This is a genomic window from Gracilimonas sp. (genome assembly GCF_031581265.1).
GTDB lineage: Bacteria > Bacteroidota > Rhodothermia > Balneolales > Balneolaceae > Gracilimonas.
Window position 1 is genome coordinate 14,578 of sequence record NZ_JAVLBQ010000031.1, and the last position, 23,585, is coordinate 38,162.

At 39.5% G+C, this 23,585-nt stretch carries 19 protein-coding genes; 12 read left to right on the plus strand and 7 right to left on the minus strand.

Annotated features, from left to right (window positions below; translation table 11 throughout):
- Positions 1 to 259 precede the first annotated feature (259 nt).
- Entirely contained in the window at positions 260 to 1,240 is a 981-nt protein-coding gene (locus RI561_RS10725; RefSeq protein ID WP_395080236.1) for an agmatine/peptidylarginine deiminase, read from the plus strand.
- Positions 1,241 to 1,248: 8 nt separating this feature from the next.
- Here the strand turns inward: RI561_RS10725 and RI561_RS10730 are convergent, their stop codons facing one another.
- From RI561_RS10730 to RI561_RS10740, 3 genes are all read right to left on the minus strand, one after another.
- A complete protein-coding gene (locus RI561_RS10730; protein ID WP_395080237.1) occupies positions 1,249 to 2,541 on the minus strand; it encodes a M20/M25/M40 family metallo-hydrolase in 1,293 nt (430 codons plus the stop codon).
- Between the two features lie 155 nt (positions 2,542 to 2,696).
- Positions 2,697 to 3,890: a saccharopine dehydrogenase family protein gene (locus tag RI561_RS10735; RefSeq protein WP_395080238.1), complete on the minus strand. Its 1,194-nt coding sequence runs from the start codon at positions 3,888 to 3,890 to the stop codon at positions 2,697 to 2,699.
- A gap of 77 nt (positions 3,891 to 3,967) precedes the next feature.
- Positions 3,968 to 4,177: a cold-shock protein gene (locus RI561_RS10740; protein WP_395080239.1), complete on the minus strand. Its 210-nt coding sequence runs from the start codon at positions 4,175 to 4,177 to the stop codon at positions 3,968 to 3,970.
- Between the two features lie 311 nt (positions 4,178 to 4,488).
- Here RI561_RS10740 and RI561_RS10745 point away from each other — a divergent pair, with 311 nt between their 5' ends.
- From RI561_RS10745 to cysN, 6 genes are all read left to right on the plus strand, one after another.
- Positions 4,489 to 5,772: an aspartyl protease family protein gene (locus tag RI561_RS10745; protein WP_395080240.1), complete on the plus strand. Its 1,284-nt coding sequence runs from the start codon at positions 4,489 to 4,491 to the stop codon at positions 5,770 to 5,772.
- Positions 5,773 to 5,871: 99 nt separating this feature from the next.
- Complete coding sequence (locus RI561_RS10750) at positions 5,872 to 7,374, plus strand: S10 family peptidase (RefSeq protein WP_395080241.1); 1,503 nt, start codon at positions 5,872 to 5,874, stop codon at positions 7,372 to 7,374.
- A gap of 151 nt (positions 7,375 to 7,525) precedes the next feature.
- Positions 7,526 to 9,295, plus strand: a complete 1,770-nt coding sequence (locus tag RI561_RS10755; protein WP_395080242.1) for an SLC13 family permease — start codon at positions 7,526 to 7,528, stop codon at positions 9,293 to 9,295.
- A gap of 13 nt (positions 9,296 to 9,308) precedes the next feature.
- Positions 9,309 to 10,088 (plus strand): 3'(2'),5'-bisphosphate nucleotidase CysQ, encoded by a 780-nt coding sequence (gene cysQ, locus RI561_RS10760; RefSeq protein WP_395080243.1) that lies wholly within the window; start codon positions 9,309 to 9,311, stop codon positions 10,086 to 10,088.
- Positions 10,089 to 10,145: 57 nt separating this feature from the next.
- Positions 10,146 to 11,054, plus strand: coding sequence for a sulfate adenylyltransferase subunit CysD (gene cysD, locus RI561_RS10765; RefSeq protein ID WP_395080244.1), 909 nt, complete (start codon positions 10,146 to 10,148; stop codon positions 11,052 to 11,054).
- Positions 11,055 to 11,107: 53 nt separating this feature from the next.
- On the plus strand, positions 11,108 to 13,015 hold the full coding sequence (gene cysN / locus RI561_RS10770) for a sulfate adenylyltransferase subunit CysN (RefSeq protein WP_395080245.1): 1,908 nt from the start codon (positions 11,108 to 11,110) through the stop codon (positions 13,013 to 13,015).
- A 96-nt stretch (positions 13,016 to 13,111) separates the two neighbouring features.
- On the opposite strand, the gene RI561_RS10775 is transcribed toward cysN, so the two are convergent.
- From RI561_RS10775 to RI561_RS10785, 3 genes are all read right to left on the minus strand, one after another.
- Positions 13,112 to 14,842, minus strand: coding sequence for an ATP-dependent DNA ligase (locus RI561_RS10775; protein ID WP_395080246.1), 1,731 nt, complete (start codon positions 14,840 to 14,842; stop codon positions 13,112 to 13,114).
- Between the two features lies 1 nt (position 14,843).
- Positions 14,844 to 15,824: a hypothetical protein gene (locus tag RI561_RS10780; RefSeq protein WP_395080247.1), complete on the minus strand. Its 981-nt coding sequence runs from the start codon at positions 15,822 to 15,824 to the stop codon at positions 14,844 to 14,846.
- Positions 15,825 to 16,131: 307 nt separating this feature from the next.
- The gene (locus tag RI561_RS10785) at positions 16,132 to 17,064 is read right to left on the minus strand and encodes a LysR substrate-binding domain-containing protein (protein WP_395080248.1); all 933 of its coding nucleotides are present in this window, start codon (positions 17,062 to 17,064) and stop codon (positions 16,132 to 16,134) included.
- A 93-nt stretch (positions 17,065 to 17,157) separates the two neighbouring features.
- Here RI561_RS10785 and RI561_RS10790 point away from each other — a divergent pair, with 93 nt between their 5' ends.
- Positions 17,158 to 17,436, plus strand: a complete 279-nt coding sequence (locus RI561_RS10790) for an acylphosphatase (protein ID WP_395080249.1) — start codon at positions 17,158 to 17,160, stop codon at positions 17,434 to 17,436.
- 2 nt (positions 17,437 to 17,438) lie between these two features.
- Here the strand turns inward: RI561_RS10790 and RI561_RS10795 are convergent, their stop codons facing one another.
- Positions 17,439 to 18,167, minus strand: a complete 729-nt coding sequence (locus tag RI561_RS10795) for a hypothetical protein (RefSeq protein ID WP_395080250.1) — start codon at positions 18,165 to 18,167, stop codon at positions 17,439 to 17,441.
- 169 nt (positions 18,168 to 18,336) lie between these two features.
- Here RI561_RS10795 and dnaE point away from each other — a divergent pair, with 169 nt between their 5' ends.
- From dnaE to trxA, 4 genes are all read left to right on the plus strand, one after another.
- A complete protein-coding gene (gene dnaE, locus RI561_RS10800) occupies positions 18,337 to 22,554 on the plus strand; it encodes a DNA polymerase III subunit alpha (RefSeq protein ID WP_395080251.1) in 4,218 nt (1,405 codons plus the stop codon).
- 76 nt (positions 22,555 to 22,630) lie between these two features.
- On the plus strand, positions 22,631 to 22,858 hold the full coding sequence (locus RI561_RS10805; RefSeq protein WP_395080252.1) for a DUF433 domain-containing protein: 228 nt from the start codon (positions 22,631 to 22,633) through the stop codon (positions 22,856 to 22,858).
- Positions 22,859 to 22,901: 43 nt separating this feature from the next.
- Positions 22,902 to 23,189, plus strand: a complete 288-nt coding sequence (locus RI561_RS10810) for a DUF5615 family PIN-like protein (protein WP_395080255.1) — start codon at positions 22,902 to 22,904, stop codon at positions 23,187 to 23,189.
- Positions 23,190 to 23,338: 149 nt separating this feature from the next.
- Positions 23,339 to 23,585 (plus strand): thioredoxin (gene trxA / locus RI561_RS10815; RefSeq protein ID WP_395080253.1); only part of this gene is annotated, 247 nt, incomplete at its 3' end.

Sequence of the window (23,585 nt, forward strand, 5' to 3'; positions counted from 1 at the left end):
AAGGGTGAATTTTAACCTAAATAGCTTAATTTCATTAATAATGAAAGCTTTAATGGTTTTTTATGGAAGCGCTTTTCATACTTATGTTCTTTCATAAAATCACTTAAATATGAACGATAAATTTGAAGATTTAATGAAAAAATAAGGAAATTAAATAATTATGCTTCCCGGATGCGAATTCTTTTCGGAGTAAACATTATTATTTACTCAAATAACCTATTATGAAATACAGGTGAATCTGAATCAAAAGAAGCAGGGTTTGACGAAAACATATACAGTACCGGCCGAATGGTCTCGCCATAGTGCTACCCAATTGCATTGGCCATCGAATAATGAAAAATGGACTATCGAAAGCTTGGAGAAAGTGGAGGAGATATATTGCAATATTATAGAAGAGTTTCACTTTTATGAGCCTGTGCACCTGTTTGTTGATAATTTGGAGATTCGAAACAGGGTAATGCAAAAACTTTCGACCAAAGCGGTAGATTTGGATCGAGTTATTATTCATCAGGAGAAGGTTAATGATATATGGGCTCGGGATAGTGGGCCTTTTTTTGTCAAATCAAAAGAGGGATTTTTGGTTTTCGGGATAGCAAATTCTAACGTTCCTCACTATGTGGCTCAAAAATTTGGTTTGTCTATGATAAATCCGGAAATGGAATTGGAAGGCGGAAAAATAGACTCAAATGGAGTGGGGTGCTTATTGACAACGAAGTCGACCTTCCCTGATTTAGTAAAAAATCATAAGCAAGACCAGCTGAAGAAACACACCGGCGCAGATCAGATTATATGGCTAAAATCAGGCTTGCTTGGCGGTGAAACGAAACAGTATGTGGATAATGTGGCGAGATGGATTAACAGGACCACTGTTTTGGCTTTAGTTACGAGTGATAAAAGTGATGAGAATTATGAACTGCTTCAACAAAACCTTGAGATACTCAGAGAGGTAACATTGAGTGATGGTACACCTTTGCGGATAGAAACTTTACCACTCACTAAATTCAAATTAAATGAAACAGAGAACGATTCGACTAATTATATTTTGGCCAGTTATTGCAATTTTTATATTGCCAATGGAGTAGTGCTGGTTCCTTTGTACCGCAAAGAGAATGATGAAAAAGCTTTGGAGTTATTTAAAAAATATTTTCCGGGACGGAAGATCATAGGAATTGACTGTAGAGGTTTACTTAGGAGAAGAGGATCTATTCATGCTATAACACAACCGTGGTACGGATTATAGTGTTATTTTCAGTTATCCTCTGATTCCAAAGAAATACGAGTTGGGGTCTCTTTCCCTGAAATAATTACTTTAGAGGCATTCGCGATGGCACGGATGGTATTTGTGGTGTGAGATATGTTGAGAGTCTTAAATTCATCCGAGACTTTATGATAATCCTGATCAACATCAATAGGAGTGGTGCTAATGCTATGAGCAGGAACACCTAAGCGAGCTAACGTTGCGTTATCAGATCTGTAAAATAGATTTTGTTGTGGATAAGGGTCGGGGTAAAACTCAAAATCACCTTCTGTATATTCTTGAAATATTTCACCAAGGTTAGAACGATTAAAGCCGGTTATCCAAGCTGTGTTAGGTCCTTCAATAGCAGGTTTGCCAATCATTTCCATATTAATCATAGCCACTATCTCATCAGGATTTATTTGCTCTGAGAAATGCCTTGCCCCATATCCGCCTACTTCTTCACCGGCAAAAGCAACGAAATATAAAGTTCGCTTCGGTTTAGGACGACTTTCAAAATACCGGGCCAGTTCAACAACACCCGACACACCGGAAGCATTGTCATTTGCCCCGTTTGCAATAGAATCCTGATTTGTGGACGATATAACGCCTATATGGTCGTAATGAGCGGAAAATAGCACTATTTCATCCGTACGATGTCCTTCGACCATCCCCGCAATATTATGCAAGTCGATAGTTTCAACATTATTTTGCCAGCTCATATTCAATGACTCGACGGAACTATCAAAAAGAACAAATATATCGCTTGGTTTGTCATCCAAATTCATAGTACGGTTGAATCTGGAGAAAAAGGATCGGTATCGGTGGAACCACTTTGAATGTTCTTCAGCAACTACAATCAGGGACGAGGAGCTGTCAGATGAGAATTCCCTGAAAAGGTTTCTGAAATTATCCTCAGAAGAGATGTAAACTATATCTGCATTTTCGGTATTCCAGTCCAGTTCTTCGGTGTTCAATAGCCCAAAATATTGATCATCATTATTAAGATTAGTCTCATTAATGCGTATTGATACTTCAGCCGGGCTTATAGAATAGACTACAAAGTTCTGGCGATACCCATTACTACCTGGAAGCGGTTGAAGTCCTATTTCAGAAAATTCATTTTCAATGAATTGAACCGTCTTTTCAATTTCTTTACTGAATGCATGTCTGCCCATCATCTCATCAGCACTTATAGTTCTGATGATGCGGGATACATTATCCTCTGTAATATCTTTTGGGTTATTACAGGAAATAAATAGTAAGCCAATTGTTATAAGTACTAACAATTTGGAAATTTTCATGCCCTTGCTTGATCAATTATTAAAATTACTGAACCAATTTTAAGCAACCTTACCATTCATATTTGAAAAAAAATGATACAGCCTCGTAAAGCTCTGTAAAATTGAATCAGTTCAATCTACTAAAAGAAAGATTCAGGTACTTATTAGGAGAAGAATTAAGTGATACGTTCTAAATTTAATCCTCTGCTTTGTAAATGATCAACTAAATGGTTTCCGAAAGCTGCTACTGGGGTAAGAAAACCTGATCCCGAGGAAAATTTATCAGGATTTAAGGCTAACAGCAAAGCAGATTCACACAGAAAGAATACCGTAGATTTATTACCGGGGTCACCGGGATAGTAAACTTTAAGACTTTTTTCTGTCCCTTCTGAATCTATTGCAAATGTATGCATTTTAAAAAATCCATGTTCAATTTCTTGTTCTGAAGGACCTTCACCGGGAGCCGGCATGATCTTTCTTAAGATACTTCGAAACCACCCGTAGGGACCAAGTAAATTTATAGAAAGCAAAATCAGAGAAACAACAAAGAAGGGTAATGGGTTATACCATTTTCCGAGAGACATCTGCTCATTATATGAAATACTTTTTGCATAAGGAGATGAGTTTTTCTGTATAAGTGAGGCACTTTTATAAACCACTTTAGAGTTTATAGCACTCATTATAAAGGGGGCAGTCCATCGGTGAATTTTCCTGTTATATCCAAAGAAATTCTGATATTCCGGTTTGTGAATTTGCAAACTTGAATCGTCCAAAAGAAGAGCCGGATTGGACATTTCTTTATATTCCCCGGATTCAAATTTGTGAAGCATGGTAGCTATGGTACCTCCATTAAAACCCCCACTGATACTATAATAAGATGTAAGAGTAAGCTTGTCAGGGTTATTGAACTCCTGACTCAGCAAATAAGCTGATATATCAGCGGGCACGCTGTCGAAGCCGGAAAAGGGGATGATTTTAGCACCGTTTTGCTGAGCAGTTTCACCATATTTTTCTTTCATTTTTTTTATGAATCCTACTTCTCCGGTGATATCTAAATAATGAGTTCCGAATTTGGCACATGCGGCTATAACATTTTCACCGTACAAGGAAAAAGGCCCAACAGTGGTCATAATAATTTTGGATTGACTAACCACATCTTCAACCTGACTTTTTTCAGTGGTATCAACAATAAAACATCGATCAGCAGTGATATCTAACAAACCGGCTACTTTTTGCAATTTATGCTCATTTCGAGCTGCAATCCCCCATTTTAAATCTTTTGGTGCATGGTTGCTTAAGTAACGGGCAGCTCTTTTCCCTGTAAAACCTGTAGCGCCTATAAGGATAAGATCAAATTTTTTGTCTTCCATAACATCAACTCCTAATTATTGGATATAAAAAAACCCCGCACTTAAGATAAGGCGGGGTTTAAAAGCTAAAGACTAAATTAGCCTACTCGAGAAACTTCTACAGCACTAAGGCCTTTAGGAGTTTCTTCAACATCATATTCTACTTCCTCACCATCGGCGAGCCCCTCTTCAAATCCAAGGTTTTGAATATTGTTGCGGTGAACAAAGATATCTTTTCCACCATTGTCGGGTTCGATGAAACCAAAACCTTTTTGTGCATCAAACCATTTAATTTTACCGTATTCCATAATAATGTTGTGTTGTATTAAGTGCAGTTTATCAAAAAAGGGTAAACCTTAATTTCCGATACTGCGATTTATTGTTAGTTGTACAAACTATAGAGGGGAAACAAATACTATACTGAAAAAACTAATACTGATTCTTACCATACATTTTGCATCACTGTTAATATCTGCTTTTATACAATTAATACCAAAAAAGTGAGGTTTAAATTAAAAGAATTTTAAAATGAATTTAATTTTAGGTTTAGTAAAACACGAAGGCTTAAAGATTCGTTAAAAGAAGGAGAATTTTGAAAGTACAATTAGATACTTAACTAATGAAAGGCCTCAAGGCAGTAGGTTTATTAATAGGTATAATTCTGACTGCGGAATTATATGAAGTTCAAGCTCAGCACTTAGAATCAAAGTTCAGAATTCCAGAAAATCCTGATAAGCGGGTTACTGTTCCCTTTGAACTTATTAATAATCTTATAGTTATTGAGATTAGAATTAATGGATCTGAACCGCTAAAGTTTATATTGGATTCAGGAGCGGGTCGTAACATTATCACAACACTATACGATGAAACGATAGAACTTAAAAATCTCATGACCGTCAGGCTTGCCGGTTTGGGGACGGGTAATAGCCTGGAGGCCTTTCATTCTTACGATAATGAAATGAAGATTGGAGATCGAATTATCGGAGAGGAGATTGAAATTTTGATCCTTAAAGAGGATTTATTGCACCTGTCTTCTTATATGGGTACAGAAATTCATGGTATTTTTGGGTACACTTTTTTTGAAAGTTTTGCTGTAGAAATAAATTACAGCCGAGAATTACTTCGTATATATGATACCAAGGAGTTTGAAAATAAGTTTAAAAAACTACCCAAAAACTGGAGATGGCATAAGCTTCCAATTTCAGTAGAAGACAAAAAACCACATTTAAATATCCACTATAAACATAGCCAAAGCAGTGATTACAAATCTCTGAAATTTTTAGTGGATAGTGGAGCAAGTAATTCCTTTTCGTTGTATGAAATGACGGACGAGAATATTAAGGTGCCTTCAAAAACAGTCAACTCAATAATTGGAACCGGACTGAGTGGACTACTGATTGGAGAAATAGGCAAAGTACAAAAGATGAAAATGGGAGAATTTGAATCTAATGAGCCTATTGTTTCATTTCCTGATAGCCAGTCTGTTAGGAGAGCGTTACAAATAAATGACCGTAAAGGAAGTGTAGGTGGCGACATACTCAGAAGGTTTAAAGTGATTTTCCATTATGAAAACGAAATGCTTTATTTAAGGAAGAACTGGAATTTTGGAGATGACTTTTACTTCAATGCCAGTGGATTGGAGGTGAGTGCGCCGATACCGGATATACCCTATTATGTGGTCAGTTACGTTCGTGAAGACTCTCCGGCTGCAAATAATGGAATTAAAGAAGGAGATGTTATTTTAAAGGTGAATGGCCAGAATTCTGCCAGGCTTACGATGAATGATATGTTAGATTACTTTCAAAAAAAGCGGGGGGATCAGTTATTTATTGAGGTACAAAGAGATTCACTAAAAAAATCTTTTCGAATTGATATGGATATCAACTTAGTCCCAGACCGCTGATGAAGGGTCTTTTGTTAATTTTTACTGATTTTGACTATAAATTGTCGGCAATAATTACTAACTACAGAGCTGTAAAACTATAATTAATCAGTGAAAATTATGTTATCAAAAGTACGACAGGTAATGTTTGTCGCGGTGTTTTTATTTAGCTCTGTGGCTTTAATAGCACAAGACAACGGCGATCATAACCGCACCTCAAAAGTAGACTGGAGTAAAACTACCGAACATGAAGTGACGGTAAAAGGTGAAGATGTTCCTTATACAACAACTGTAGGTAATCAACCGGTTTGGGATGAGGATGGAAATGCTGTTGCGTCATTATTCTACACTTATTACGAAAGATCAGATGTTGATGATAAATCCCGAAGACCATTGGTGTTTTCATTTAACGGAGGACCGGGTTCTGCCTCTGTCTGGATGCATATCGGATATACGGGCCCAAAGCTTTTAAAAATTGATGATGAAGGTTTTCCTATCCAGCCATATGGGGTAAAAGACAATCCGCATTCAATTATCGATGTTGCTGATATTGTTTTTGTGAATCCGGTAAATGTAGCTTTTTCCAGAATGGTACACGAAGATGCTGAGAGAAGTGATTTTTTTGGGGTTAATGCCGATATCAATTATCTGGCAGAATGGATTGATACTTTTGTATCACGCCAAAACAGATGGCCTTCCCCAAAATATTTGATTGGTGAAAGTTATGGAACAACGCGGGTTTCTGGTCTTGCGAACAGATTACAATCTTCTCACTGGATGTATTTAAACGGAGTAATTTTAGTTTCACCGACTGGCTTGGGAGTTGACCGTGACGGGCCTGTAGGGGATGCACTGCCACTTCCATATTTTGCTGCAACAGCCTGGTACCATGATGCTCTCGATAATAGTTTGCAACAAATGGACTTGGATGAAATTCTGCCTGAAGTAGAAGAATTTACCATCAACGAATATATTCCTGCACTTTCAAAAGGAGGGTTCATAAGTGAAGCCGAAAAACAAGAGATAGCAGAGAAAGTTTCTCTATACTCAGGCATTTCAGAGAAAGCAATTTTAGATCGAAATCTTAGTATCTCAACCGGATTTTTCTGGAAAGAACTACTTCGAGATCAGGAGCTTACCGTTGGGCGCCTCGATTCACGATATCGTGGAATTGATCGGGAGAATGCAGGAGAGCGCTATGACTTTGACCCGGCTTTAACAGCCTGGAATCACGCTTTTACACCGGCCATTAATCATTACCTTAGAGATGAGTTGGGATATGAAACAGATCTCCAGTACTGGACATTTGGCCCTGTACACCCATGGAATAGAGGCGGGGATAACACCGGAGAAAACCTCCGATCTGCGATGGCAGAAAATCCCTTTCTGCATGTGATGATCCAATCGGGATATTATGATGGAGGTACCAATTATTTTGACGCTAAGTATACCATGTGGAATATGGACCCAAGTGGAAAACTCAAAGACCGTATGAGTTTTATAGGATATAGAAGTGGTCATATGATGTATTTGAGAGCAGAAGATTTGGCTAAATCGAATGATGATATCAGGAAATTTATACAAAATTCCATTCCTGAAGAAGGAATGCCGGCTAAATATTAGAAAGCACATTTTGCATTCTACAAAAGAAGGCTTCGAAAGGAGCCTTCTTTTTTTGTATATAGTATTTTTAAGAATATCAGATGAAAGAATAAAATCATTTCTTATCTGAAATTTAGCATCTATATTTAACGGAACTTTATATTTATCATTTATGACATTAGAAGGATGGATTGTTATTGGCGTGATTTTTTTATGCCTGGTGTTTCTGGTAGGAACCACTATATCAATTGATCTTGTGTTATTTGCAGGACTTGCGGTTGTTTTTATCCTGGGAATTATACCGGCTGAACAGGCATTATCGGGCTTTTCGAATGAGGGTATGCTTACTGTGGCAGCCCTGTATATAGTTGCCGCCGGTCTGAAAGAAACAGGGGCTATACATTATATTGTAAAACGTGTAATGGGGAATGCACGTACGGTTAAGAAAGCACAACTAAGAATTATGAGTCCTGTTATGGTGATGAGTGCCTTTCTAAATAATACACCTATTGTAGCCTCCTTTATCCCGGCATTGGAAAGATGGAGTCGTATATCGAATATTCCGGTATCAAAGATATTGATTCCATTAAGTTATGCTGCCATTTTAGGTGGAACTTGTACACTGATAGGAACCAGTACAAACCTGATTATAAATGGATTGATGATAGAAGAGGCAAGCATAAGAAGTTTGGGGATTTTTGAGCCTGCTCTTGTCGGTATTCCTTGTGCGATAGCCGGGTTTATCTATTTATTTATATTTGGAGACAAACTACTACCTGTCCGAGGTTCCAGTATGGATACTTTCCAGGATCCGCGGGAATATACCATTGAAATGATTGTAGCTGAAGGAAATACACTTTCCGGTAAAACTATTGAAGATGCAGGCCTCCGTAATTTACCGGGTTTATTTCTTATTGAAATTCAACGAAATGAACGTGCAATACCTGCTCCGGGTCCATATGAAAAACTCAGAGAAGATGACCGTCTTATTTTTACGGGAATAGTTGATTCAATAATTGACCTTCAGCAAATTTCGGGATTAAAACCGGCCACAAATCAAGTATTTAAGCTAAATGCGCCCCGGAATGAACGTATGATGATAGAGGCGGTAGTTTCAAGATCAAATCCTCTGACAGGACGAACCATTAAAGAGGGTAATTTTAGAGATCGGTATGATGCTGTTGTTTTGGCTGTATCGCGCAGTGGTGAACGGATAGACCAAAAAATCGGTGATATTACCTTAAAAAGTGGGGATGTTTTATTGCTCGAGGCACACCCCAATTTTGTTCAAAAATATCGAAACTCCAGTGATTTCTTTTTAGTGAGCTCCATTGAAGATTCATCCCCGGTCACTTATGATAAAGCATGGATAGCTGGTCTTTCTTTAATTGCCATGGTTGTACTTGCCGCAACGGGAATTTTAAGTATGCTGCAGGCCGCTATTGTGGCAGGTTTTTTACTATTAGTTACTAAAAGTTTTCAGTACAGCTCTGCCTTGGAGAGTGTAGATTGGCGGGTTCTTATTGCTATAGCATCGGCGTTGGGATTAGGAAGTGCATTACAATATACCGGAGCCGCAGAATATCTGGCTGTCAATTTGTTGGAGTTTGCCGGAGATAATCCGACTATGGCCTTAGCCTCAACCTATTTAGCTACATGGTTACTCACTGAGATGATTACAAATAATGCAGCTGCTGTATTAGTCTTTCCTATAGCTTTATCTCTTTCACAATCTTTGGGGTTGAACTTTATTCCCTTTGCCATGATCATGATAGTGGCTGCATCATCAAGTTTTTCAACCCCTATCGGTTATCAAACAAATTTAATGGTGTACGGTCCCGGGGGATACAGATTCACGGACTTTATTAAAATTGGACTCCCCTTAAATTTGATAGTAGCTACAATCGCCGTATCTTTAGTTCCCTATTTTTGGAACTTTTAATTAAGCGTGGGTAATGCTAAATAAAGTCATCAAGACGGCAGAAGAAGCGGGAAAAAAAATATTAGAATTTTATGACACGGAAGTAGAGGTTATTACAAAAGAGGATGACTCTCCACTTACCAAGGCAGATCTTGCCGCTCATCATATTATAGTTGATGCTTTAAATGAAATTGATCCCGATACTCCCGTTATTTCTGAGGAGTCGGGCATTCCTTCCTATGAGGAAAGAAAAGACTGGGAAAAATTTTGGCTGGTTGATCCACTTGACGGAACCAAAGAATTTATAAAAAAGAATGGGGAGTTCACTGTTAACATCGCTTTGATTGAAGGAGATAAACCAACTTTAGGAGTTGTATATGTGCCCGCTTTTGATGTAATGTATTACGGCGAGAAAAGCATTGGTTCCTATAAAAAAAAGGGAGAACAGAAAGCTCAAAAACTGGAAACAAAAGAATTTCAGGCTCCCGGTAAAGCGAGTATTGTTGTAAGCAGGTCTCATGGTGATGATACTACCGCTAAGAAATTAAAGTCTGTAGGAATTGAAGTTTCCGAGGAAGTTCCATCCGGTAGCTCTATAAAATTCTGTTTGGTAGCTGAAGGAAAGGCAGATTTATATCCACGATTAGGTCCAACCATGGAGTGGGATACTGCCGCTGCCGATGCCGTGTACAGATTTTCAACTAAAGAAGGTGAAAAATTTTCACCCTTAACCTACAATAAAGAATCGTTTAAAAATCCTTATTTTTTATTGGGAATCAACGAATTTATAGATGTCGATAAATTAGGTAAATGAGGTAACCAGACATCTTTTTAACTTTAGATAATACATTTTAGCACATACTGATTAATAATGAGCGAACGTAAAAAACAAACGCATCTAAAAGAATTAGAAGACGAAGGAATATATGTAATGAGAGAGGTGGCTGCTCAATTTGAGCGACCGGTGCTTTTATTTTCCGGCGGTAAAGATTCTATAGTTATGTTCCACCTGGCGTTGAAAGCCTTTCATCCCGGAAAAGTGCCGTTTCCTTTGATGCATATTGATACCGGACACAACTTTCCCGAGACCATTGAGTTCAGAGATAAACTGGTCGAAAAATATGGAGTAGAGCTCATTGTTGGCAGTGTTCAGGAATCAATTGATGCCGGTGATGTGGAAGAAGAAACCGGACCCGATGCCAGCCGAAACGCACTTCAAACCACTACTTTATTGGACACACTAAAGGAACACCAGGTTGATGCAGCCTTGGGAGGCGGCCGTCGTGATGAGGAAAAAGCACGGGCCAAAGAACGTTTTTTCTCCCATCGTGATGTATTTGGGCAATGGGACCCTAAAAACCAGCGGCCCGAATTGTGGCATTTATTTAATGGCCGTAAAAACCCCGGGGAAAATTTTAGGGTGTTTCCCCTCAGTAACTGGACAGAAATGGACGTGTGGCAATATATTGCGCAAGAGGATATTGATATTCCTGAGCTTTACTTTGCTCACGAACGCGAAGTATTTAACCGACGCGGGGTATGGTTGGCAGATACGGAGTTTGTCAATCGAATGGACGATGAAGAATTAGAAACCAAAACCGTTCGCTTTCGCACCATCGGGGATGCAACATGTACGGGTGCAGTAGTATCTGATGCCTCAAATTTAGAAGAGATTATTCAAGAAGTAGCTTCTGCACGTGAAACGGAACGAGGCAATCGCCACGACGATAAACGAAGTGAAACTGCGATGGAAGACCGTAAACGTCAAGGGTACTTTTAGACAACATATCCGGAACACCGAAAATTGAATAACGAACTTTTTTATACCAAAGCATGAGCGACAATAACGAACAAGCAAACAACCCAAATAACGACAATAAATACTTAGATATGGATTTGCTCCGGTTTACAACAGCCGGAAGTGTGGATGATGGAAAAAGTACGTTAATCGGCCGGCTTTTCTATGATTCAAAATCTATTTTTGAAGATCAGATGGAAGCCATTGAAAAGTCCAGTAAAGGGAGTGGTGAAGAGGATGTAAATCTTGCTCTGTTAACCGACGGCTTGAAAGCCGAGAGAGAACAGAAAATTACTATCGATGTAGCTTATCGTTATTTTGCGACTCCAAAACGAAAGTTCATTATTGCAGATACTCCGGGGCATACCCAATACACCCGAAATATGGTTACGGGAGCATCTACTGCTGATTTGGCAGTGATTTTAGTGGATGCCTCCAAAGGGTTACTGACACAGTCTCGCCGACACGCATTTATATCTTCCTTGCTCCGAATTCCACATTTGGTGGTAGCGGTGAATAAGATGGATTTAGTAGATTATGATGAGAAGGTTTTCAATGAAATTGTATCAGAGTTCAGAGGTTTTGCTAAGAAATTAAATGTAAGTGATGTAACCTATATCCCAATTTCTGCTCTGAAGGGGGATAATGTAGTTGATAAAAGTGAGAATACGGACTGGTACAACGGTTCAACGCTGCTTCATCATTTGGAGACGGTAAAAGTAGATGCGGATGAAAATATCATCGACTTTAGGCTTCCGGTACAATATGTAATTCGCCCCAATCAAAATTTCCGTGGTTTTTCAGGAAGGGTAGCTTCCGGTCATATTCGTCCGGGCGATGAAATTACGGTATTGCCTTCCGGGTTGTCCTCTAAAGTCGAAAAAATTGTAACCCGTGGAGAAGATCTTGATATAGCATATCCCGGTGATTCTGTAACGCTGACGATTGAAGACGAGATTGATATCAGTCGCGGTGATATGATTGTAAGGAAAAATAACGTTCCCACTGTAAGAAATGATTTTGAAGCCTATGTATGCTGGATGAATGAAAAACCTATGGAATTAGGTAAGAAATATATCCTTCAGCATACCACACGGACTACCCAGGTTTTTGCAGAAGAATTAGTGTATAGAATGAACGTTGATTCCTTAAACCAGGAAGATGCTGATCAGTTAAAGCTGAATGAAATTGGGCGGGTAAGGTTGAAATCTAGCCAGCCTATATTTTTTGATGCTTATCAAATAAATAAGAAAACGGGAAGCTTTATTATCATCGATGCTGCCACTAATGTTACTGTGGGCGCAGGTATGATGAGAGCCGGCTCTACAGTATCTAAAAAGCCAAAATCTTCATCCAATAAAAGGAAATCCCCAAATGTTGTTTGGGAACCCTGGAATATACCCCGGGAAGAAAGGGAAAAGAGAAATGGCCACAAAGCCAGTTTGTTATGGTTTACTGGAATATCCGGGGCAGGCAAGAGTACGATAGCAAAACAGGTGGAACGCAGACTTTGGGAAGATGGCAAACAAACTATGCTGCTTGATGGCGACCAAGTGAGACATGGCTTGAATGGTGATCTTGGGTTTAGTCCCGGTGACCGGGCAGAGAACATTCGAAGAGTAGGAGAGACCGCCCGCTTGTTTTTTGAACATGGAAATATTGTGTTATGTACTTTTGTATCTCCCTATGCTAAAGACAGAGAGACTGCGAAGTCACTATTCCCTGAAGGTGATTTTAAGGAGATTTATATTACATGTAATCCTGAAACAGCGCATGAAAGAGATCCCAAAGGACTTTATAAAAAAGCGGAAGAAGGTGAAATCACAGGTCTTACCGGCTATGATGCTAATCACGAAGCACCCGAAAACCCTGCAATCACCATCAACACCGATGAAATGACGGTTGATGAATCCGTTGAAGCGATTTTAGAACTCTTAGATTAATTTTGGATTGAATAGTTCACAGAGAACTGTGAGTAATAGTTTAGTCCATGGTGTCAATACACTAAATCTTAAAAGAGCAATGAAAACTCTTTTAAATCAGTCTTTCAGGTCTTTAATCTCGAAAGAAGGATTTTTGTTCTGCTTCAATCTCTCTTGGTCAATCTTATTTTTATAAAGTTGCTCTACATCCTTCAAAGTATCTGCATCATCGGGAGAAAGGCCCCATCTTATGGCTTTAAAACGAGGGAACCGCAGGGTGTAATTTGCTTTGGTACGTTTATTGATCTGGATGTCATCGAACTCCAATTCAATCACGATATCTGGAAGTAAGCCAAGAGTAGGTCCATATTTTTCGACGGTAATTTCTTTTATGCGAGCATTTAATTTCTTTAGTTCTTCATTCGTATAACCGCCATAGGCTTTACCGATAGGGATAAACTCCTCTTCATAGCGCTCATCATCTCGTACCGAAATTCCAAGGGTGAAATCAGAATACGTTCCGCCCCTTTTACCGCTTCCGGCATGGGCATACATCATCACAGTATCTAAAGAGCCCCCGGGCTTTTTAACCTTCAGCCATGACTTTTTACGCTGACCATATTCATAGGTAGACTTTTTATGCTTAAGCATTAGTCCCTCATTTCCGTGAGCCAAGGCAGTCTCAAAATACTCATCGATCTGATCTTTATCCTCAACGGCTTTCTGAGTAGTAATAGGAAAATTGAATTCAGATGAAAGTTGTGAAAGTAATTTCCTGCGCTCAGTTAAGGTAAGTTCAAAAACCGGTTTTCCATCAAAAAAGAGAATATCATATGAAATGAGAAGTGTTGGATATTTTTGAAGGATCTTTTTTGATGGTTTTTTCAAACCCATCCTTTTTTGAAGCAGCTGAAATGGGAGAATGGTTTCATCTTTGTACACACATATTTCCCCATCCAAAACTATCTTCGGTAGTTCCTTTTCACTAAAATAAGAAACAACCTCAGGAAAGGAATGGGTGATATCATTCAAATCACGGGAAAAAATCATCACTTTTTCATTCTGTATGTGAATTTGACATCGCATGCCATCAAATTTTTCTTCGGCAACGTATTCTTCATAATTGTCCACAGAGCGACTTTCAATAGGACTTGCAAGCATAAATGAGATAGGCTGAAACAGCTGAAAGGTAGCTTCTTGGAGGGAATCTTTTTTTGCCAGAATAGCTGTTTCCCCAATACTTCCGGTTAACATATGAACATGACGCACGTCTCCGGTTTTATGATTAAAAGCCTTAGCTATTGCAGAAACTATACTTTTAGATTCGAAACCAATTCGTAGTGAACCGCGACCAAGAATTCGAAGGAAAAACTTTACCTCAAGGGGCGACATCTTTAACCAAGCCTTTTTTAAAATCTCCTGTTTGTCTGCTCTTGATGAAACATCATAAAGTTGGTCAAAAATTGTTTCAATTTCTTTTAGGGTAAGATTTTTGGGACTCCATTTTTTGCGCGCAGCAGGAATATTGGTGAGCAGTTTCTCGATGGTTTCCGAAGAACTGCCAACAGCTGTTTTGCAGGGTTTAAATACCTTTTCATAATCGATTTCACAAATTTCAGCTGCCAAAATAGAATAGGTCCGGCTGCCAACCGAGGCCCGTTTGCCAGATAAATCTGAAAAAGCTCCTTCCCCCAAAAATTGAGCGGCAAGTTTTAAGTCATCACTATTCTCCAGAGAACGTAAATATGTTGAGCAAATTTTGATTTTGGCATTACTGCCACGCGTTTCCCGTATTTTCCGGGCTGTTTGGGCAAGCAGTAAAAAAGAATTTGGGGCTACTGAATTCATCTTATGTACTCTTCGAATCTAAGTATTCAGATAAAAGGCCGGCTTCATCCAGGTAGTGCTTTACTACCTCCGGATTTGGGGTATGGGTGATATACGTTTTCTTGGGCTGAATTTTTTTACAAAGTTCAATGAGCTCAAAAAAATCGAGGTGATCAGATAAGGGGATTAACTTATCCACGGTAAGTTGAGTGCGGCGTGACTCCATAGTAGCCCATCCACTGCAGTACGCTATTCGCTTCTTCTTTACGTTGGAAGCAAACCCATTATTAAGTGCTGAACTTGGGCAAATCAAAATTTTACCGGCACAAGTATTTCGGTCATATGTTTCATAGCTGCCAAGGTTAAAGCCTTCTTCTTCATATACACTGCAAAGCTTAAAACCGGCACCGTGTATCTGCACCGGGTGACCTAAGTCCTTTAGCAAGTGCATGATTTCTTGAGCCTTCCCCAAATTATATGCAAGAAAAATCGGAGTATAATCATCCTCTAATGCCGATCGGGCAAATTCTGTAATATCTGCTTTCAGTTTTCCATAATCTGCCCACCGATAGACAGGCAAACTGAAAGTCGCCTCTGTTATAAAGCTGTCGATGCGTGCATCAGGAAGTTTGAACCCTTCGGTTGCAGGGGAAGGCGGGGTACGATAATCCCCGGAGTAGAGCACATTCCCTAAATCACTTTCCACAAAAGTCATTGCAGAACCCAGAATGTGGCCTGCCGGGAAAAAAGTGATTTGGGCGTTATTAGTTTTTACAGTTTTACCAAAAGGAAGATCATTTACCTCATATTTAACGCCCCGGAAGGCCATAAATTTAGAGGTAGGAGGAGTTGCATATACTGCTCCCTTCGCTTTCCAGGGGATATGATCGGCGTGGCCGTGAGAAACAAAAATATGGTCGGCTTTGGGGCCGCTGTAATCTAATCCAATTTTAAGTTGGGGAAGTAAAATCCCATGATTTCCTGCTTTTTTGACTTTGAGCATCTGATCTGGTTAATAAGGATTGGTCATCCTGAGGCTACTGCCGAAGGGTCTTCAAGTGTCTGGCCTGTGAAGATTCTTCGCTTTCGCTCAGAATGACTTTTCAATTCCTTCACACAAAACTAAGAAGAGAGGGTGACAGTTCGTGACAGGCGAAGAGATTTTAGATGGGATTTTGTTAGCTATTTATAAAATCCAATTTAGCAAAAAATAAACCCCATTCGGCCTTAGAAAAAAAAGGATGGAGAAGTTTATGTAATGAAGCCCAAAAAACCTTAATAACAATCAACAAATAAACAATAACGAACCCCTACTCAATCACCATTTTCTCTTCCTGTGATTCCAGTTCTTTGGGAATTGAATCAACAATGACTTCAGCAAAAGCATCGATCAGGTTTTTCTTTAGGAACTCACGACTGTAAACTAAGCGAATTTTTCGGGAAGGAACCGGGTCTTCAAATTCCTTGACCACTCCGTTGGCACACCGGGTATCGTGATCATCCATGGCAAGATAGGGCATTAGGGTGACCCCAAAATCTTGTTCCACCAAGCGCTTTAAAGTTTCCAGGTTTCCGCTTTCAAAGATGATGGGCGCCTTATTTCTTTTCTCATTATTCTGCTTACAAATCTTCATGGTTTGATCCCGGAAACAATGTCCTTCGTTCAACAACCAAAGATCTTCATTATAGAGATCATCCACGCATACCTTGTCTTTTTTAGCCAGTTTGTGTTCCGGATGAACATAGGCGAGAAAAGGTTCGAGGAACAGATCTTTCTCAAAGATATGCTGATCGGTAGGGGTGGCGATAATTCCCACATCATAATAATCTTCATTCAGTCCTTTTAGAACTTCAGCCGTAAGAGCTTCTTCAAATACAAGTTCAACTTCCGGATACGCATCTACAAAAGGCTTTAGAAATAACGGAACCAAGTAAGGGGCAATCGTTGGAATGATACCAACCCGGAATGATCCTCTTAAATTCTCACCCTGTACAGCCACCATATCTTCAATATGTTTGGCACCGCTTAATATTTCTTTGGCTTGTTTGATAATTTCTTCACCCATTGCCGTGGGTACAACGGGAGACTTAGAGCGGTCAAAAATGAGCACGCCAAGTTCATCTTCCAGCTTCTGTATTTGCATACTTAGAGTGGGCTGGGTGATATAGATTTTTTTGGCAGCGGTTGCAAAATGGCGATGTTTATCAACGGCAACGATGTATGAAAGCTGAGTCAGAGTCATTTTTTAGAAATAATTGAACGATAAAATGTGTTTTGATTTTTTATAATCAGAGTACTTGCTAAAATAGAGCTTTAAATATAAAAAGGAAGAATTTTGAAGAAGCATATTTTTATATCAGGACGGGTTCAGGGAGTAGGCTTTCGTCATTTTACTAAAACAAATGCCCGGGAGCTTGGTGTTAATGGTTGGGTAAAGAATTTGTCAGATGGACGTGTGGAGGCTTATCTGGATGGAGAGGAAAAAGCAGTTAAGGAATTAATAGAACGATGCAAAAATGGTCCCGCTGCCTCCTATGTCAAAAATATAGAGGAAAATAAGGTCTCAGATAAGCAGGCTGAGGAGGTAAACGGGTTTGAAGTAAAATTTTCTTGAGATCAGAAAGTTGAATCGAAATATCCTAAGAGTTTTATCAAATCTTCAGTAGAACGATTATTTAAGTCATTATCATCAACATAATTTTCCAATAACTCACGTTGATCTTCATTAAAAGTATCAATCACTCTGCTAATTCTAATTCTATTAATTTCCTCAGTAGTGCCATCCGGTTTCTGAATGTAGGTATTAGATTTAGAGATATATCGGTCTACCATCTTTCCTGTTAGAGGATCAGGCCGGGTAGCTTGCGAAAAACTTGTTTTGTGAACAGTGAAAAGTTTTAAACCACTGTTTTCTCCTTGAAAAAGGATTTCAACCGGCGTTAATTCTTCAAGACCAAGTTCCGGCATTCTGACACTGTAGTTAAAACGCTTATCAACACCTGCTCGGTTTGATGTAAGAAAAACAAACTCTTTGATATTTCGATGATCGAGAATCAAAACGTCAGTATCGTTATTCTTGATGAGTAATTGATTTCTGTGAGAGTCATAGTTCAGCATCACAATTTCGCTCATTTTTCCATCGCGTAATATGACTCTTCCAGGGACAAAAGAGTCCATCAAAAGTGGAGAACCCTCCACTTCTTTTGTACCCGTAGTATAAATTCGAGTGGTAGCATTTTCTACAAATTCAGAAACGTTTACAATTCGATCTTGTGCCTGAATGTGATTTGAAGTAGAAATTATAAATGCTGTGATGAGCAGTGGTAACAAATAATAATTTTTCATACAAAAGTCTTAGAACTTTAGATTTATGTTTAAAAATAGCACATAATTACGATAGACTAACAATAAACTTTGGTAAAAATTGTGGAAAACTCGTGTGCAACTATCTTAGAATAGAAGATAGAGGAATGGTATATTTAACTTTTTGAAGTTCTATTCCAAAAAGGATTGCATGTACCTAATTTTTGATACCGAAACAACCGGTTTACCACAAGATTTTTCAGCTCCAATTTCTGATTTAGATAACTGGCCAAGACTGGTTCAGCTTGCCTGGCAGCTTCATGACCACACCGGAAAGCTTATCAACAGTGGTAATCATATTGTTAAGCCGGAAGGATTTACCATTCCTTTTAATTCCGAAAAAATTCATGGTATCTCAACGGAGCGTGCACACGAAGAAGGGGTTGAGCTTGAATTTGTGCTCAAAGAATTTTTCAAAGATATTGATAAGGCCTATTTCCTGATTGGACATAATGTGAACTTTGATGAAAAGATTATGGGAGCTGAATATCTCCGTAAAAAGATTTCATCAGCTATTCTCGACAAACCCAAGATCGATACTAAGCTCGAAGGTATGGATGTGGCAAAATTGGAAGGCGGACGCGGAGGTAATTATAAATGGCCATCTTTAGGTGAATTACATCATGCGTTATTTGACCAAGGATTTGAAGATGCCCACGACGCTGCTGCCGATGTGGAGGCTACTGCAAGATGTTTTCTCGAGATGGTGCGAATTGGCGCCTGTAAAATTAACTTTCCGATGGATGCCCGGTTGTATGAGCCGGCGCAGGGTTATATCAAAAAAGAAGAATATATAGATCTTGTTTCTCCATCGCGGTTCAAAACCAAACAAACGGAAGAACAATTAGAGGCTCAAAAAAAAAGTGGAAACAGCGAAGAGACAACTGGTAGCGCCGAAATAGAGCAGGTTACCTTCACGCACCTGCATAATCACTCTAAATTTTCTGTTCTTCAAGCTACCGCAGGTATTAAAGAATTGGTATCTAAAGCCAAAGAAGCAGGCATGGAAGCGGTGGGACTGGCTGATCTCGGCAATATGTACGGAGCCTTCGCATTTGCCGCAGCCGCCCATAATGAAGGAATTAAACCCATTATAGGGTGTGAATTTTATGTGGTTGAAGACCGAACCCAGAAGAAATTCACAAGAGACAATAAAGACCGCCGGTACCAAATACCGATGTTTGCCAAAAATAAAAACGGGTACAAAAACCTATCTAAATTAAGTTCAATAGGGTTTACGGAGGGGTATTATTACAAATATCCACGGATTGACAAGGAAGTTATTGCTGAATATGCGGAAGACTTGATTTGCCTGAGCGGTGGTGTGAGAGGCTGGCTGGCAGATCTTATTCTCAATAAAGGACAAGAATTTGCGGAGGAAGAATTACAGTGGTGGATGGAAACTTTTGGGGATGATTTCTATCTCGAGGTGTTGAACCATGGTTTGGAAGAAGAGAAAAGAGTAAACGAAGTATTTGCAGCATTCTCCAAGAAATATGGGGTGAAATTGGTGGCATCTAACAATGTCTTTTACCTTGATGAAGAAGATGCTAAAGCACATGATGCCCTCATCTGCATTGATGATGGGGAACTCATGAGTACTCCTAAAGGCAGGGGGCGCGGGTACCGGTATGGTTTCCCTAATGATGAGTTTTACTTCAAGTCGCAAGACCGGATGAAGGAACTGTTTTCAGATCTCCCGCAGGCTATCATGAGTACCCAAGAGATTTTAGACAAAATAGAACCCATTGAGCTGGAACAGAAAATTCAGCTTCCGGTATTTGGATTGCCGGAGGGATTTGAAACGGAAGATGAGTATCTGAAGCATCTGACGTATGAAGGTGCAAAGCCTCGATATAATGACATTGATGAAGAGGTAACCGAACGAATAGAGCTTGAACTTGGCATCATTAAAGAGATGGGTTTTGCCGGGTACTTCCTGATTGTTCAGGACTTTATTGCAGCTGCCAGAGACATGGGCGTATATGTGGGTCCCGGAAGGGGGTCGGCGGCAGGTTCGGTGGTAGCCTACTGCACAGGCATCACAAATATAGATCCCCTGAAATATGATCTGCTATTTGAGCGATTCCTGAACCCCGAGCGTGTATCCATGCCCGATATTGATATTGATTTCGATGATGACGGACGACAGCGGGTGATTGAATATGTAGTAGATAAGTACGGTATTGATCAGGTAGCTCACATTATCACATTTGGTTCTATGGCCGCACGATCATCGGTTCGTGATGTTGCAAGAGTGCTCGATCTGCCTTTATCTGATGCCGATCGTCTTGCCAAACTTGTCCCGGAACGTCCCGGAACTACACTTGAAGAGGCATTTTCGGAAGTCAAAGAATTGCGGGATATCAGGGATGGCGAAGGACTTGAGGCCGAAACACTCCGAATGGCACAGGTTTTGGAAGGTTCGGTTCGAAATACCGGAATCCATGCAGCTGGAGTAATTATTGCTCCCGATAAGCTGACTGAATACATTCCGGTTAGTACCGCCAAAGATGCAGACCTATATGTGACCCAGTTTGATGGAAATGTGATTGAAGATGCCGGAATGTTAAAGATGGACTTCCTGGGTTTGAAGACCTTATCCATTTTGAAAACTGCCATTGCATATGTAGATGAAAACCACGATAAAAAATATAATTTAGATGATATTCCACTTGATGATGAAACGACTTATAAGCTTTATCAGCAAGGGGGGACATTAGGTACTTTTCAGTTTGAGAGTGAGGGGATGCGGAAGCATCTCAAGAATCTGAAGCCGACCGACATCAATGACTTGATTGCGATGAATGCGCTATACCGACCGGGACCAATGCAGTTTATCCCGGATTATATTGAGCGCAAACATGGTCGAGAGAAAGTGGAATATGACCATGAAGACCTGATTGATATACTTGAGCCCACCTATGGTATCATGATTTATCAGGAGCAGATTATGAAGGTGGCGCAGCGAATGGGTGGCTACTCACTTGGTGAAGCGGATGTTCTGCGGCGAATAATGGGTAAGAAAAAGCCGGAATTATTGCCACCGGAGGAAGAGAAGTTTGTAAGTCAGGCAGTTGAAAAAGGCTACGATGAAAAGACGGCAAAACAGGTGTTCGATAAAATGGCCATGTTTGCCGGCTATGGATTTAATAAGTCGCACTCTGCGGCGTATTCGGTAGTAGCCTACCACACCATGTATTTCAAGGCCAATTATCCTGCGGAGTACATGGCTGCGGTGATGAGCCACAACATGAGTGATATCAAAAAAGTGGCTTCGTTTATTGAAGAATGTCAGCGCATGGGCATTCCCGTTGATCCGCCAAATATCAACACCGCACGAGGTAAATTCCGTGCAAAAGAAGGGCGTGTACAATATGGAATGTCGGCTATTAAAGGTGTGGGTTCATCAGCCATTCAGCATATCGTAGAAGAGCGAGAAGAGAATGGAGATTTTGCGTCTATCTTTGATTTTGCCACTCGGGTTGATTTACGTACATGCAATCGCAAAACATTTGAAAGTTTAATCCAAGCCGGGGCTTTCGATACGCTCAATGAGAACAGAGCTCAATTATTTGAGTCTATTGAAGACATTTTATCATACGCAGTACGTAAGCAGGAAGAGATTCGTCTAAACCAGGGAAATTTATTTGGAGGAGAGGGCGGAGGTCCCGGTTCACAAGAACCTAAATTGCAGGAAACTCGCAAATGGACTCAGATTGAACGACTCAACAAAGAAAGAGAGCTTATTGGGTTTTATTTAAGTGGTCATCCGCTCAACCGCTTTAAAGAAGAAATCAGGTTATTTGGTAAGCAAGATCTGAGTGATGATGTATTCGGGCAGATGTCGGATCGGACTAATATCAAATTCATTGCCATAATCACCGCTGTAAAAAGAGTAACAGATAAGAAAGGTCGTCCTTTTGCCTTCCTTCAAGTAGAAGATTTAAATAATTCTACAGAGGTAATCGCCTTCAGTAAAACCTATGATCAATATATGGGACTTCTGGAAACAGATAATGTATTATTCATTGATGGGGTGGTAGATACCCGGAGCGGTTCCCCTAAAGTGATTGCAAACTCCTTTGAGCGGGTTGAAAATCTCAGGGAAAAATTTCAGGAGAATTTAAATCTGAGGATAGATCTGAAAACATCGAATCTTCAAAAAGACGATCTCAAGCAGGTTGAAACTTTATTTTCACTGAACCAGGGGAGTACACAGGTTAAGTTTTCTGTACACAGTAAAGCCGCTAATGCCCCGATAAGAATGAACGTAAGAAATTTTGTGGTAGAACCGAATGATGAACTGCTGCGCGGGTTGCGTGATGTACTGGGAGAGGAAGCAGTACAGTTAGTTCATGGGAGTTAGTTAAATGGCTCGCTTTGTAAATTGTTGGGAACATATCTCAAATAGTGTATTTTTATTATAAACCAGCCCTAATATTATGAATTACAAAGAAATTATAACGATTGAACCCGGCAAAAGAGGGGGAAAGCCCTGCATACGCGGTATGAGGATTACAGTATACGATGTACTTGGCTACCTGGCTTCTGGAATGACTGTAGAAGAAATTATTGATGATTTTCCGGAACTGACCTCAGAAGATATAAAAGCTTGTCTTGATTACGCCTCAGATTCAGAAAAACACACGCGTTTACTACGGACAGCATGAAGTTTCTGATTGATAACAACCTCTCTTTTAAATTGATGAAAACCTGGATTCTAAAAATGTTGATGCTATCTACGTAAAAGATGCCCTTTCGGTACATGCATATGATAATGATATTTGGGAATTTGCTAAAAAGAAAGGAATGACCATTCTCACAAAAGACAATGATTTCGATGAGTTAAGTCAGTTATATGGATGCCCACCGAAAGTAATTCATCTGCTTTGCGGGAATAAAAGCATAAGATTTATTTCAGCATTAATTACCAGAAGTAAAAACGAGATTGTTCAGTTTGTTGAAAAAGACCCGAACAATTGTCTGCTAAAAATTGGATAGGATATTTTTGAAATCTTAATGAACTGCTAATTCATATCACTCAACCCTATCAAGCCAATAATTCAAAAGAATGTGTAAACTTGAATGAATTATACCGATATTTGTTTAAGATTGAAGAAAATCTAATAATCTAAATCCAATACAATATTATGGCAAAACCAATTGAATTCACCGACAGTAACTTTGACGAAGAAGTTCTGAAATCTGACAAGCCTGTGTTAGTTGACTTTTGGGCTGAATGGTGTGGCCCTTGCCGAATGATAGGACCTATCGTAGAAGAGTTAGCAGGAGAATACGAAGGCAAAGCTAAAATCGGTAAAGTTGATGTTGACAGTAACCCCGAAATTTCTGTGAAATACGGAATCAGAAGTATTCCTTCCCTGCTTATTTTTAAAG